General features: G+C 70.2%; 11 protein-coding genes. 5 read left to right on the forward strand and 6 right to left on the reverse strand.

Annotated features, from left to right (window positions below; translation table 11 throughout):
* The first annotated feature begins 12 nt into the window (after positions 1 to 12).
* The 3 genes from HZF19_RS01615 to HZF19_RS01625 are packed head-to-tail and all read left to right on the forward strand — an operon-like array spanning position 13 to position 3830.
* Positions 13 to 2169, forward strand: coding sequence for an acetate--CoA ligase family protein (locus HZF19_RS01615; RefSeq protein ID WP_208026990.1), 2157 nt, complete (start codon positions 13 to 15; stop codon positions 2167 to 2169).
* A gap of 16 nt (positions 2170 to 2185) precedes the next feature.
* Positions 2186 to 3364, forward strand: a complete 1179-nt coding sequence (locus HZF19_RS01620) for a thiolase C-terminal domain-containing protein (protein ID WP_208026991.1) — start codon at positions 2186 to 2188, stop codon at positions 3362 to 3364.
* Between the two features lie 13 nt (positions 3365 to 3377).
* The gene (locus tag HZF19_RS01625; protein ID WP_208026992.1) at positions 3378 to 3830 is read left to right on the forward strand and encodes a Zn-ribbon domain-containing OB-fold protein; all 453 of its coding nucleotides are present in this window, start codon (positions 3378 to 3380) and stop codon (positions 3828 to 3830) included.
* An 8-nt stretch (positions 3831 to 3838) separates the two neighbouring features.
* On the opposite strand, the gene HZF19_RS01630 is transcribed toward HZF19_RS01625, so the two are convergent.
* From HZF19_RS01630 to HZF19_RS01650, 5 genes are all read right to left on the reverse strand, one after another.
* Positions 3839 to 6571, reverse strand: coding sequence for a bifunctional acetate--CoA ligase family protein/GNAT family N-acetyltransferase (locus tag HZF19_RS01630; RefSeq protein ID WP_208026993.1), 2733 nt, complete (start codon positions 6569 to 6571; stop codon positions 3839 to 3841).
* 119 nt (positions 6572 to 6690) lie between these two features.
* Entirely contained in the window at positions 6691 to 7989 is a 1299-nt protein-coding gene (locus tag HZF19_RS01635; protein WP_208026994.1) for an amidohydrolase family protein, read from the reverse strand.
* Between the two features lie 19 nt (positions 7990 to 8008).
* Positions 8009 to 9178 (reverse strand): amidohydrolase family protein, encoded by a 1170-nt coding sequence (locus HZF19_RS01640; RefSeq protein ID WP_208026995.1) that lies wholly within the window; start codon positions 9176 to 9178, stop codon positions 8009 to 8011.
* Positions 9179 to 9256: 78 nt separating this feature from the next.
* Positions 9257 to 10036 carry an SDR family NAD(P)-dependent oxidoreductase gene (locus tag HZF19_RS01645; protein ID WP_208026996.1) on the reverse strand — a complete coding sequence of 260 codons (780 nt, stop codon included), beginning with the start codon at positions 10034 to 10036 and terminating at the stop codon, positions 9257 to 9259.
* 13 nt (positions 10037 to 10049) lie between these two features.
* Positions 10050 to 10544, reverse strand: coding sequence for an FAS1-like dehydratase domain-containing protein (locus HZF19_RS01650; protein WP_208026997.1), 495 nt, complete (start codon positions 10542 to 10544; stop codon positions 10050 to 10052).
* Between the two features lie 116 nt (positions 10545 to 10660).
* Here HZF19_RS01650 and HZF19_RS01655 point away from each other — a divergent pair, with 116 nt between their 5' ends.
* Together HZF19_RS01655 and HZF19_RS01660 are read left to right on the forward strand one after the other, a co-directional pair.
* Positions 10661 to 11593 (forward strand): SDR family NAD(P)-dependent oxidoreductase, encoded by a 933-nt coding sequence (locus HZF19_RS01655; RefSeq protein ID WP_208026998.1) that lies wholly within the window; start codon positions 10661 to 10663, stop codon positions 11591 to 11593.
* A gap of 51 nt (positions 11594 to 11644) precedes the next feature.
* On the forward strand, positions 11645 to 12481 hold the full coding sequence (locus HZF19_RS01660) for an enoyl-CoA hydratase/isomerase family protein (RefSeq protein ID WP_208026999.1): 837 nt from the start codon (positions 11645 to 11647) through the stop codon (positions 12479 to 12481).
* Between the two features lie 8 nt (positions 12482 to 12489).
* Here HZF19_RS01660 and HZF19_RS01665 read toward each other — a convergent pair whose 3' ends face one another.
* Positions 12490 to 13047 (reverse strand): TetR/AcrR family transcriptional regulator, encoded by a 558-nt coding sequence (locus tag HZF19_RS01665; protein ID WP_208027000.1) that lies wholly within the window; start codon positions 13045 to 13047, stop codon positions 12490 to 12492.
* Positions 13048 to 13163: the final 116 nt, after the last annotated feature.

Consider the following 13163-nt stretch of genomic DNA (forward strand, 5'->3'; position numbering starts at 1 on the left):
TAAGGTCGGGGCATGACCGCTCCACGGACCGACGTGACGGGCCGGCCGACCGCCCTCCGCCAGATCGACCTCGACACCTTCTTCCGGCCCAGGACCGTCGCCGTCATCGGTGCCAGCGACTCCGCCGGGCGGCCCAACAGCGCCATGTGGCGCAAGATCCGCCAGTGGGCGGAGCAGGCGGGCGCCGAGTGCTACCCGGTCAACCCCAACCGCGACCAGGTCGACGGGGTGCGCTGTTACCGCTCCGTGCTCGACATCCCCGGCGATCTCGACCTCGCCGCGATCCTGGTGGGCAACGCGGTGGAGATGTTCGAGACCGTGCTGGAGAAGAAGCCCCGCTTCGCGGTGATCTTCGCCGCCGGCTTCAACGAGGTCGGCCCGGAGGGCGAGGCGCTCCAGCGGCGACTCGAGCAGCTCATCGCCACCGGCAGCACGCACGTGCTGGGACCGAACACCAACCTCAACGCCTTCGAGACCTTCCGCGACCTGCCACCCCCGAAGATCGCGCTCATCACCCAGAGCGGACACCAGGGCCGACCGGTGTTCCAGGCGCAGGAGCAGGGCATCGCCCTGTCGCACTGGGCGCCGACGGGCAACGAGGCCGATCTCGAGTTCGCCGACTTCGCCGCCTACTTCGCCGACCAGCCCGAGGTCGGCGTCATCGCCGCCTACGTAGAAGGGTTCAAGGACGGGCGCACCCTCATGCTCGCCGCCGACCACGCGGCCACCGCCGGCAAGCCGATCGTCGCGGTCAAGGTGGGCCGCACCGACGAGGGCCGCTCCATGGCCAAGTCCCACACCGGTCACCTAACCGGCTCCGACGCTGTGGTTTCCGCCGTGTTCCGCCAGTACGGCATCACTCGGGTGGACGGGCTCGACGAGCTCACCGACGTGGCCGCCACGCTCGCCCGCACCAAGCCCCCGGCACAGCCCGGCCGGCGCAACGTGTGCATCTACGCCATCTCGGGGGGCACCGGCGCGCACATGGCCGATCTGGTCGCCGCCGCCGGCCTCGAGCTGGCCGAGCTCACCCCCGCCAGCCGGCAGGCACTGCGGGAGTGGATCCCGGGCTACCTGCGGGTCTCCAACCCGGTCGACTCGGGTGGCGCGCCCTCCGCCGACGAGCGAGGCCCCAAGATCGTGCAGACGATCCTCGAGGACCCGAACATCGACATGCTCATCTGCCCCATCACCGGCGCGCTGGCCTCGATGAGCCGACCCATGGCCCAGAGCCTGGTCGACGCGGCCGCCCGCACCGACAAGCCGATCCTGGTGGTGTGGGGGTCCCCCGACAGCACCGACCCCGTCTACACGGAGGTGCTGCTGGGATCCCGGCTGCCCGTGTTCCGCACCTTCCACAACTGCGTACTGGCGGCGCGTGCCTACTTCGACCACCACGACTTCCTCGCGCGCTACCGCTCGCCGTTCGCCAAGCCCGTCACCCGGCGCTCGCCGGCCGGGGCCAGGACCGACCGCCTGCTCAGCGCCGGGCACCCGCTCAGCGAGCACGAGTCCAAGGCGCTGCTCGCGGCGTACGGCATCCCCGTGACCCGCGACGTGCTCGCAACCTCGGCCGCGCAGGCGGTGCGGGCGGCGCGCGAGATCGGCTTCCCCGTGGTGCTCAAGGTGAGCTCGCCCGACCTGCCCCACAAGTCCGACCTCGGTCTGGTGCGCGTCGGCCTGCACACGGCCGCGGAGGTCCAGCGGGCGTTCGCCGAGCTGGAGGCCACCGCCCGGAAGGCGAACCGCAGAGCCACCATCGACGGGGTGCTGGTCTCCGAGCTGGTCAGCGGCGGGGTGGAGACCGTGGTGGGGGTGTCCCAGGACGAGCTGTTCGGGCCCGTGATCATGTTCGGGCTCGGCGGGGTCTTCGTGGAGGTGTTCGAGGACGTGACCTTCCGGGTGCCCCCGTTCGGCAAGGACGAGGCGCTGCGGATGGTGCAGGAGGTCCGGGGCTACAAGCTCCTGCAGGGCACCCGGGGACGGGCGCCGGCCGACGTGCGGGCCCTGGTCGAGGCGATCATGAAGGTCCAGCGCCTGGCCCTCGACCACGCGGGCACGCTCGCCGAGCTCGACATCAACCCGCTGATGGTGCGACCGAAGGGCCAGGGCGTGGTTGCCCTCGACGCGCTGGCCATCCCCCGATCCACCCCCCAGCCGACCCCCTGAGGCCAGGAGCGCGCCGGTGCCCACCTCGGGGATCAAGGACGCCACCGCCATCGTGGGCGTCGGCCAGACGGCGTTCGCCAAGGCCTTGCCCCAGAGCGAGAAGCGCCTCGCGCTCGAAGCCATCCTGGCCGCGCTCGACGACGCCGGCATCGACCCCTCAGAGGTCGACGGCCTGGCGTCGTACACCCTCGAGACCACGGAGGAGATCGAGATCGCCCGCAACCTCGGCACGGACGACATCACCTTCTTCGGCCAGGTCGGCTACGGCGGGGGTGCGGGCTGCGCGGTGGTCGGCCACGCGGCGATGGCCGTGGCCACGGGGCAGTGCACGGTGGCGGTCGCCTGGCGATCGCGCAAGCGGGGGGCCGCCTCGGCTCGGCCCTGGGCGGGGGTGTCGAGCCGGGTGCGGGGCAACCAGCAGTGGTCCCGCCCGTGGGGGCTGCTGCGCCCGGTGGACGAGATCGCCATGCTCACCCGCCGCTACCTGCACACCTACGGCGCCACCCGCGACCAGCTGGCGAACGTGGCCCTCGCGTTCCGCAAGCACGCCAACCGCAACCCCGGGGCGATGATGCACGACAAACCCCTGTCGCGCGAGGAGTACCTCGCGGCCCGCTGGATCTCGGAGCCGCTGTGCCTGTTCGACAACTGCCTCGAGTCCGACGGCGCAGGTGCGGTGGTCATCACCAGCACCGAGCGTGCCCGGGACACCAAGCACGTGCCGGCGCTGGTGCACGGCTTCGCCCAATCGATCCCCAAGCAGCACCAGACCATGACCAACTTCTTCTGCGACGACCCCCTGCTCGGGCCGTCGTGGGCTTGCGCGGAGCTGCTGTGGCGGCAGGCCGACTTCGGTCCGGCGGAGGTCGACGTGGCCCAGATCTACGACGCGTTCTCGCCGCTCGTGCCGCTGTCGCTCGAGGGCTACGGCTTCTGCGAGCGGGGGGAGGGCGCCGCGTTCACCGAGGACGGCAACCTCGAGTGGGACCGGGGATCGCTGCCCACCAACACCTCCGGTGGCGGGATGAGCGAGGCGTACGTGCACGGCTTCAACCTCATCGTCGAGGGTGTGCGACAACTCCGGGGTGAGTCGTACTGCCAGGTGGCGGGGGCCGAGACGTGCCTGATCACCAGCGGCGAGGGTGTGCCCACCAGCGCGCTGCTCCTGCGGAGGGGCGAAGCCGGTGACCGCTGAGCACCAGACTCCGATGAGAGGCCTCGCGAGCGAGGGCCTGCTGCTGCCCACCATCGACGAGGACTCCGCCCCCTTCTGGGAGGGGTGCCTGCTCGGTGAGCTGCGGGTGCAGGCCTGCGCGGCCTGCGGTCGGCGCCGCGTGCCGCCGAGACCGATGTGCCCGTCGTGCCGCAGCTTCGAGGATCGCTGGGAAACCACCTCGGGAACCGGCACGATCTGGTCGTTCGTCATCGCTCATCCGCCGCTGCTGCCCGCGTACGCGCAGCAGGCCCCGTACAACGTGGTAGTGGTGACCCTCGACGACGACCCGGGCATCCGCTTGGTCGGCAACCTGGTGACCGGTCCCGGACGCCCGCTCGGGGAGATCGACCCGGCCACGATCCGCATCGGCGAGCCGGTACGAGTGATCTTCGACCGGGTGGCCGACGACGTAGCACTCCCCCGCTGGGTGCGGGCCGGGGACTGAGTCGGGCCTCAGCGCACCCGGCGCAGCTCGTCGTGGCGGTGGGGCTCGACGGGGCGGACCCTTACCTTCGCGTCCACGGCGACGACACCGGCCGGGGTGGCGATCACCGGATTCAGATCCAGCTCGATCACCTCCGGGAGCTCGTCGGCGAGCACGCCCACCCGCACCAGCAGCTCCTCCAACGCATCGGTCGCCACTGGCGCCGCCCCTCGATAACCGAACAGCAACGGGCTGGCGCGCAGGCTCCGCACCACCTCCGCCGCGTCGGTGTCGGTGACCGGCACGATCCGGAACGCCCGATCGGCCAACAGCTCCGTCGCCACACCACCCATGCCGAACATGACCAGCGGCCCGAACGCCGGGTCCTGCACGACGCCCACGATGGTCTCGACGCCCGACTCGGCCATCGCCTGCACGACCACACCGCCACCGTGGTCGGCGGCCGCGGCGGTGACCTGCTCGAAGGCCTCCCGGACCTGCTCGGGTGAGGCGAGCCCCAACCTAACCGCCCCCACGTCGGTCTTGTGCACCAGGCCGCCGGCGGCGGCCTTCACCGCCACCGGGAAGCCGACCCGCTCCGCCACCCCCGCCGCGTCGTCCGCACTGGACACCGGGTGGACCTCCAGCACCGCGACGCCGTAGGCGCGCAGCAGCGCGACCGCATCGCCGGCGTCGAGCCAGACGCCGGTGTCGGTGGCGGTACTGCCGGTTCGGGCCAGCACCGCGTCGACGACCTGCCGGGCCCGCCCCCGGTCGATGTCGGCGAAGACCGGGACCCGCCCCGGGTCCCGCCGTTTCCAGGCCGCGTAGCGGACCAGGCGACCGAGCGCGTGCGCCGCCGGCTCGGGGGTGGGGAACGACGGGATGCGCCGGCGGCCCTCCCGGCCACCCTGGAGGGCGGCCGGCACGTCCCGGGAGGCCAGGAAGTTGGCCAGCACCGGCTTGGTGGCTCCCTCGACAGCCGACGCGATGGCCTCGGCCACCTCGTCGGCCCGGGTGACCAGCGGTGGGGTGAAGATCACGATCACCGCGTCGACGTTCTCGTCGGCCAGCACCAGCCGCAACGCCTGCTCGTAGTGCGCGGGGGTGGCGGAGGCCACCATGTCCACCGGGTTCGTGACCGCCGCGTTCGGCCCCAGCAGCGCGCGCAGCGACGCCTGTGTCGACGGCGCGAGGGTGACCACGTCGAGCCCGGCACCGTCGCACGCATCTGCCGCGAGGATGCCAGGCCCACCCGAGTTGCCCACGATCGCCACCCGGGGACCGTCCGGCAGCGGCTGGGAGACCAGCACCTGGGCCATGTCGAACAGCTCGTCGATGGTGTCGACCCGGATCACGCCCGTCTGGTGGAACAGCGCGCTGACCGCCACCTCGAGGCTGGCCGCAGCCGCGGTGTGGGAGGAGGCAGCCCGGACTCCCGACGCGCTCCGGCCGGACTTCACGGCCACGATGGGCTTGCGCGGCGAGACCCGCCGGGCGATGCGGCTGAACTTGCGCGGGTTCCCGAACGACTCGAGGTAGAGCAGGATCACGTCGGTCTCGGGATCGTCCTCCCAGTACTGCAGCAGGTCGTTGCCACTCACGTCCGCCTTGTTCCCCACCGACACGAACGACGACAACCCGATCCCGAGCCGATCGGTCCATTCCAGCAGGGCGATGCCGAGCGCCCCCGACTGCGACTGGAACGCAACCCGTCCCCGGGAAGGCACCCGGGGCGCGAACGTGGCGTTGAGACCCACCGCGGTGTTGGCGATACCCAAGCAGTTGGGACCGATCAGGCGCAGCCCGCCCCGTCGGGCCCGGGTCACCACGTCGAGCTCGAGCGCCGCTCCCTCGGCGCCCGTCTCGCTGAACCCGGCGCTGATCACCACCAGCCCTTTCACCGCCTTGGCGACGCACTGGTCGACCACGGCCGGCACCTTGGCCGCCGGCACCGCGATCACCGCTAGGTCAACCTCACCGGGGATGTCGAGCACCGACGGGTAGCTCGGCACGCTGGCCACGTGCGGGACGGAGGGGTTCACCGGGTACGCCGGCCCGGCGAAGCCGCCGGCGAGCACGTTGAGGAACAGGTGGTGACCGATGGTGCCGGGTTCGTGGCTGGCGCCGATCACCGCCACCGAGCGGGGGCAGAGCATCCGGCGGATCGACGCGGCCTCCGCCACGTGCTCGCGGTGTTCGACCGCGGCCCTCGAACGCTCCGTCTGCTCGAGGAGCAGCTCGACCCGCACGACCCCGGCGTCGAGCTGAGCGACCGTCCGGTAGCCCGCGTCGTGAAAGACGCCGAGCATCCGCCGGTTGTCCGGTAGAACCTCGGCGGTGAACCGGGTGATGCCGTTGTCGTGGGCCGCGGCGGCCAGGTACTCGAGGAGCAGGGTGCCGATCCCCCGACCCTGGTTGGCGTCGTCGATGACGAAGGCCACCTCCGCGTCCGGGCCCGCACCCTGCCGTTCGTAGCGGGCCACGGCGATGATGTCGTCACCGTGGAGCGCGACCAAGGCGAAGCGGTCGCGGTAGTCGACCTCGGTGAACCGCCGCGACTCCTCCGGGGTGAGGGTGGCTTTGGGGGAGAAGAAGCGGTAGTAGCGGGTCTCTGGCGACAGCCGCTCGAAGAAGGCCAGGTGCGCGGCGGCGTCATCCGGGCGGATCGGACGGACGTGGACCGTGCCACCGTCCGCGAGCACCGCGTCGAACTCCCATTCCGCCGGGTAGCGGACGGGTTCTTCCCGGGCATCTGCCATCCGCCCTGTCTAGCGCCCCAACGCCGCTGCCGGCCCCTCATCACACCGAACTGTTCATCGCAGCGCGGAGCGGGACCGCGCAGCGATGAACAGAACAGGATTGGCAGCACGAAAGGGCGTCAGCTGTCGTCGCTGGCGGGGGTCACCTTCGTCCGGTTGGCCAGGTCGATGATCCGGATCGGCTCGCTCGGGCGCTCGTGGCGGTCACCGACGCTCTTCACGCTCACGTCCACCCCGGCTGCTTCCGCCCGCAGGGCGCCCACCGTGCAGCGCTCACGGACCCGCACCGAGAACGGGTCGTACTGGAAGATCCGCATGGCGTTGAGGTGCGTGATCTGGTCCACCTCGTCGTCCGGTACCCCGGTGAGGCTCTTCGCCAGCGCCTCGGGCGAGTGCGGCCAGGTGGAGTCCGAGTGGGGGTAGTCGCACTCCCAGGTGATCATGTCGAGGTTGAGGTGATGACGGTTTTCGACCCCGAACGCGTCGTCGATGAAGCAGGTGACGATGCGTTGCTTGAACAGCTCACTAGGCAGCATCCCGAGGTCGTGGCCGGTCCAGAGCCGGTGGTGCTGGTACACGTAGTCGAGCCGCTCGAGGAAGTAGGGGATCCACCCGATGCCTCCTTCCGACAGGGCGAAGCGCAGACGCGGGAACTCCTGGAGCACCCGGGACCAGACGAGGTCCGCCGCGGCCTGCACGATGTTCATCGGCTGCAGGGTGATCATCACGTTGATGGGAGCCTCGATGGAGGTGATCACGAGCTGCGAGGAGGACCCGATGTGCAGGCACACCACGGTCTCGGTCTCCTCACAGGCAGCCCAGAACGGGTCCCAGTGGGGGTTGTGGAACGACGGGTACCCGAGCTTCTCCGGGTTCTCGGAGAAGGTCACCGCGTGGCAGCCCTTGGCGGCCACCCGCCGCACCTCCTCGGCGGCGAGCGCAGGGTCCCACAGCACCGGCAGGGCGAGGGGGATGAACCGGCCGGGGAACGCGCCGCACCAGTCCTCGATGTGCCAGTCGTTGTAGGCCCGCAGCATGGCCAGGCCCACGTCCTTGTCCTCGGAGCGGGCGAACAGCTGGCCGCAGAACTGGGGGAAGGAGGGGAAGCACATCGAGCCGAGTACGCCGTTGGCGTTCATGTCGTCGACCCGCTTGCGGACGTCGTAGCACCCTTCGCGCATCTCGGAGAACGCGGTGGGCTCGATCCCGTACTCTTCCGGTGGCCGGCCCGACACCGCGTTCAAGCCGATGTTGGGCAGCTCCTGACCCTCGTAGAGCCAGACGTCGGAGCCGTCCTCCTTGGTGATGACCCGGGGAGCGAGTGCCTCGTAGCGCTTCGGTAGGCGGCCTGCGAACAGGTCTGGCGGCTCAACCACGTGGTCGTCCACGCTCACCAGGATCAGGTCCTCCACATGCATCGTGGGTCCTCCTCGCTCGTCAGCCGTCGAGACCGAAGATCCGCACCGCGTTGCCGCAGATGATCTGGTGCTTCTCCTCCGGTGGCACGCCGGCCATCGTCTCGTTGATCACCTTGCGGGAGTACGGCCAGTCGTTGCCGTGGTGCGGGTAGTCGGTGCTCCACATCATGTTCGCCACTCCGACCTCGTGGCGGTTCCGGATGCCGTAGTCGTCGCGAACGAAGCTCGCGCTCATGTTCTCGAACCAGTAGCTCGACGGGGGCCGGGCGATCGGGAGGTCCGCCCAGGAGCGGTTGCGCCAGTACCTGTCGTCCATGGCCTCGAGGAAGTGCGGCAGCCATCCCACCCCGATCTCGATCATCGCCACGTGCAGGCCGGGGAACCGCTCGAACACCCCGGTGAAGATGAGCTGGCCGATGGTGGACGGCACGCTCGAGAAGACCCCCGAGAGGCTCGCGGCCGCCTTCGCGCCTGCTCGGCCCGTGCCCTCGCCGTAGAGCTGGCGCCCCCCTGACCTGGCCGCCGCCTGCCGAGCCCGCAGGCGCGCCGCCCGGCTGATCATGAGGATGTGGATGCACACCGGCATCTCCGCCTCCACGGCCGCTGCCCAGAACCGGTCGTCGGCCTCCGAGATGCTCTCGCCACCGGCCGGCCAGCAGGAGATCACCACCGTCTTCGCGCCCCGCGCCTTGGCCTTGTGCAGGTACTCCACCGCGGTGTCGATCCCCAGCGAGGGGATCTGGTACGCGCCGACCAGCCGGGCCGGATCGGGCGCGCAGAACTCGTCGAAGAGGAAGTTGTTGTACGCGTCCACGCCGGCCAGCACGAACGCGTCGTCCTCGTCACCGAGGAAGTGACCGATGGTGCGCTGCGGGGGGAAGAGGATCTCGACGTCGACCCCGTCGCGGGTCATGTCCTCGAGTCGCGCTGCGCCGTCGTAGCAGCCAAGGCGGGCCTCGTCGTAGGTGACCCCGGTCCAGCGGAACTGGTCGAGGGGCATGCCGGGAGTGGCGGTGAGTCCGATCGGGTCCGGGGTCGTGGCCCCGGCAAAGAGCCAGGCGTCACCGCCGTCCGCATCCTTCACGAGCTTGGGCGCCTTGTCCTGGTAGGCGTCGGCCAACCAGTTCTTCCAGATGTCCGGCGGCTCCAGGATGTGGGCGTCGGCGGAGACGATCGAGTGCTGGCCCATGCGCGGAACCTCCCCGGTTGCTGACGCCCATGTCAGCAAAGCCTGACACGAGCGTCAACTCTGGGCGTCACTCTTGCGTCAGCCCGGCATCGCCAAGCCACCATCCACGCAGAGCACCTGACCGGTGACCAGCTCCGCATCGTCAGAGGCGAAGAACACCGCCGTGCCGGTGAGGTCCTCGGGCTGCAGCTCCCGCTTCATGGCCGTCATCATCGTGACGAACGGCAGGAACTCCTCGGGCACGATGCGGCGGGTGGCCTCGGTCATGGTGACCCCCGGGGCGATGCAGTTGACGGTCACCCCGTAGGGGCCGAGCTGGGCGGCGAGGAACTTCGTCAGCCCGATGACCCCCCATTTCGTCTGGCTGTAGGTGAACGCCCCCACCTCCTGGAACTCACCCATCTCGGGCATCAGGTAGAGGTAGGCCGCTGACGAGGACTGGTTGATGATGCGGCCCTTGCCCTTCTCCACCATCACCGGCGCCGCGGCTCGGGCCATCAGCCATGCGCCGTGGAGGTTCACCCGGAACACCCGCTGGAGGTACTCGTAGCTGTTGTCGGCGTTGTCGATGTCGTAGTAGAGCGCGGCGTTGTTCACCAGGATGTCGACCGTGCCGAACGCGTCGAAGGTGGCGTCGACGCACGCGCGGGCCGAGGCTTCGTCGGCGATGTCGGTGGGGACGAAGACCGCGTCGCCCTCGCCTGCCAGCGATGCCATCGCCGAGCGACCGCGCTCCTCGTTGATCTCGGCCACCACCACCTTGGCGCCCTCGGCGAGGAACCGGTGCGCGTACGCCAGGCCGATCCCCTGCCCGGCCCCGGTGATGATGGCGACTCGCCCGTCGAGACGTCCGGCCATGTCGGTGCGCTCCTCAGGCTCGGTGGATGAGGTTCATGCGAGAGGTCAGCACCGGCTCACCGGCCTCGTCGCGGTACACGTCCTCGACGACCAGGAACGTCATGGTGCGCCCCTTGCTCTCCTTCGAGTAGCAGTCGACCACCCTGCCCTCGCTGGTCAGCACGTCGCCCACCTGGATGGGCTTGTGGTATTCGAACTCCTGCTCGCCGTGGAGCACCATGCCCCCCTCGGCCATCAGCGTGCCGATGACCTCCATCATCGGATTGATCCCGCCCGTGGGGTCCGGCGGCTGGTCCTCCGGGAACCGGCCCCAGTACTGCAGGGCGGAGAAGGCGTAGGTCGGGGGTGCGGGGACATGCTCGAAGCCCGCCGCTCGCGCCGCCTCCAGGCTCTGGTAGACGGGGCTGTCGTTCTTCACCGCGTCGGCGAACTTGGCGACCGGTCCCCGCTCGACCACGACCTTCGCGGCCCCGGTCGGCCGGCCGATCACCTCTGACAGCTCACTCATCGCGTGGGGTCCTCCGTGGTGGTGCGGCGCCCGCGGGGTGACGCTAAGGTCTCGCCGAACGTGACGCCGACGTCAGGTTTTCTCGGCATTCAACCACACCACGATGGGGGACGCGAATGGGACTGGTCGACGGGAAGGTGGCGATCGTGACCGGCGCCGGTCGGGGGGTCGGCCGCGGGGAGGCTCTGGAGCTCGCCGCCCAAGGGGCCAAGGTGGTCGTCAACGACTTCGGCGGCTCCTCCAAGGGCGAGGGCGGCGACCAGGGCCCCGCCGACGAGGTGGTCGACATCATCCGCCAGCGAGGGGGCGAAGCGGTCGCCAACTACGGCGACGTGAGCGACTGGTCCGACGCCGAAGCCCTCGTGCAGCAAGCCGTGGACACCTTCGGGGGCCTCGACATCCTGGTCAACAACGCGGGCATCCTGCGCGACGTCTCGATCACCAAGATGACCGAGCAGGACTGGGACGCGGTGATCCGGGTCCACCTGAAGGGCACGTTCGCCATGACCCACTTCGCCTGCCTCTACTGGCAGAACGAGTCGAAGGCCGGTCGCCCGCGCCGGGCGTCGATCATCAACACCGTCTCGTCCGCCGGGCTGCAGGGCAACCCCGGTCAGGCCAACTACGGCGCGGCCAAGGCCGGCATCGCCGCGCTCACGACCATCACCGCCCTGGAGGGCAAGCGCTACGGCGTGCGGGCCAACGCCATCGCCCCCGGCGGCGCCACCCGCATGGTGCACGAGGCCATGCCCCAGATCCCCATCGTGGAGGCCGACCAGGTCGGCCCCGACGACGAGTTCCAGCGGCTGAACCCCGGGAACTCCGCGCCGATGGTGGTGTGGCTGGCCGCTGACGAGTCCCAGCACATCTCGGGACAGGTCTTTCGCGCCGTGGGCGACGAGATCACCCACTACGTGGGCTGGACCCTCGGCCGCTCCGTGAAGGCGGGCAAGGAGCCTCAGAAGTGGGACCCAGCCAAGATCGGCGACGCCGTGGCCTCCGGCATCTTCGGCTACCGGCCCGGCGGCCTCGCCATGGGCGGAGGCTGAGCCCGACCTCCACGCTGGCGCGCCAGCACGGGCTCCGGTAGGACGGTGCGCATGGCCGACTACGAGACGCTGATCTACGAGGTGCGAGACGGTGTCGGTTGGGTGACGCTCAACCGGCCGGAGGTCCACAACGCCTTCAACGTGCAGATGCAGAAGGAGCTGCGCGACCTCTGGCGATCGATGCGCCACGACGACGACGTGCGGGTCGCGGTGCTGACCGGTGCGGGCGACAAGGCGTTCTGCACCGGGATCGACCGCACCGAGACCATGGGCACCCCCGAACGCCAGGGCGCACAGCCCGACGGCGAGGCCAAGACCGTCGGATCGGGATCCACCCCGTTCCACTTCGACGATCCCGGCGACTACGTCGGCCCCAAGAGCAACGACCTGTGGAAGCCGGTGATCGCCGCGGTGAACGGCATGGCCTGCGGCGGCGCGTTCTACATGCTCGGCGAGGTGGAGTTCATCATCGCCGCGGAGCACGCCACGTTCTTCGACCCCCACGTCACCTACGGCATGACCGCGGCGTTCGAGCCGATCCACATGCTGCAGAAGATGCCGTTCCACGAGATCATGCGGGTCTCCCTGCTAGGGAATCACGAACGGATGTCCGCCCAGCGGGCCCACCAGATCGGTCTGGTCTCCGAGGTCGTGCCCGGGTCCGAGCTGCGCGACGCCGCCGCCTGGTGTGCGAACGCCATCGCCTCCGCGCCACCGCTGGCCATCGAGGGTACGGTGCGGGCCATCTGGTCCGGGCTGGAGCACTCCCGCAGCCAGGCGCTCGGTCTCGGATACGCCTACGTCGGTCTCGGCACCAACGCGGAGTCGCTCCGCCAGGGCCAGGAGCTGTTCGCGTCGGGGAAGCGGATCGAGTGGCGGCTGCGCTGACCTGCCCCTCAGGCCGAGGGGTGGAAGAACCCCCGGTGCGCGATCCGGGCCAGCGTGGCGGCCAGCTCGTCGTCGCCGAAGGGCAGGTCGCGGGAGGTCAGGAAGTACGTCGACCGCTCGATCATCGCCAGCAAGGCCGCGCCGGCCAGCTCGACGTCCGCATCGTCACCGCGCTCGTCGCGCAACCGGGCCACCAGCGACCCGGTGATCCGGCTGAAGGTCTTCGCGCCGAGCCGGGCGAGGTCACGACTCGAGACCTGGTCCTCCATCCAGGCCCGGATCACCACACCGTACCGGCGGTAGGTGGCGATGAACGCCGACACCCATTCCCGCAGGACATCGACCCCTTCCTCGCCGGGTGGCACGGGACCGAGCGACGAGGCCAACTCGGTCATCTCGTCCGCGCACTGCACGGCCAGAGCGCGGAAGAGGTCTTCCTTGTTGGAGAAGTACAGGTAGAACGTGCCGTGGGAGACGTCAGCCACCCGCACCACGTCGTCCACCCGGGCGGCGTGGTAGCCCTTCTCGGCCAGCACCTCCATGCCCGCGGCGAGCAGGGCGGCCATCGTGCGCCGACCCTGGCTGCGCAGCTCCCGGCCCGCGAGGGGCGAGGCGGGGGGATCGCCACGCCGGCCACGTGCGCTCGTGGTACCCGATCTGCGGCTTCCCGCCACGGCCACCT

Source organism: Rhabdothermincola sediminis (assembly GCF_014805525.1).
Classification (GTDB): domain Bacteria; phylum Actinomycetota; class Acidimicrobiia; order Acidimicrobiales; family Acidimicrobilacustridaceae; genus Rhabdothermincola; species Rhabdothermincola sediminis.

Excerpts from the sequence above, each read along its gene's own strand:
- HZF19_RS01615 (WP_208026990.1), top strand. The coding sequence starts at position 13 with ATGACCGCTCCACGGACCGACGTGACGGGCCGGCCGACCGCCCTCCGC.
- HZF19_RS01625 (WP_208026992.1), top strand. The coding sequence starts at position 3,378 with ATGAGAGGCCTCGCGAGCGAGGGCCTGCTGCTGCCCACCATCGACGAG.
- HZF19_RS01630 (WP_208026993.1), bottom strand. The coding sequence starts at position 6,571 with ATGGCAGATGCCCGGGAAGAACCCGTCCGCTACCCGGCGGAATGGGAG.
- HZF19_RS01635 (WP_208026994.1), bottom strand. The coding sequence starts at position 7,989 with ATGCATGTGGAGGACCTGATCCTGGTGAGCGTGGACGACCACGTGGTT.
- HZF19_RS01640 (WP_208026995.1), bottom strand. The coding sequence starts at position 9,178 with ATGGGCCAGCACTCGATCGTCTCCGCCGACGCCCACATCCTGGAGCCG.
- HZF19_RS01645 (WP_208026996.1), bottom strand. The coding sequence starts at position 10,036 with ATGGCCGGACGTCTCGACGGGCGAGTCGCCATCATCACCGGGGCCGGG.
- HZF19_RS01650 (WP_208026997.1), bottom strand. The coding sequence starts at position 10,544 with ATGAGTGAGCTGTCAGAGGTGATCGGCCGGCCGACCGGGGCCGCGAAG.
- HZF19_RS01655 (WP_208026998.1), top strand. The coding sequence starts at position 10,661 with ATGGGACTGGTCGACGGGAAGGTGGCGATCGTGACCGGCGCCGGTCGG.
- HZF19_RS01660 (WP_208026999.1), top strand. The coding sequence starts at position 11,645 with ATGGCCGACTACGAGACGCTGATCTACGAGGTGCGAGACGGTGTCGGT.
- HZF19_RS01665 (WP_208027000.1), bottom strand. The coding sequence starts at position 13,047 with ATGGCCGCCCTGCTCGCCGCGGGCATGGAGGTGCTGGCCGAGAAGGGC.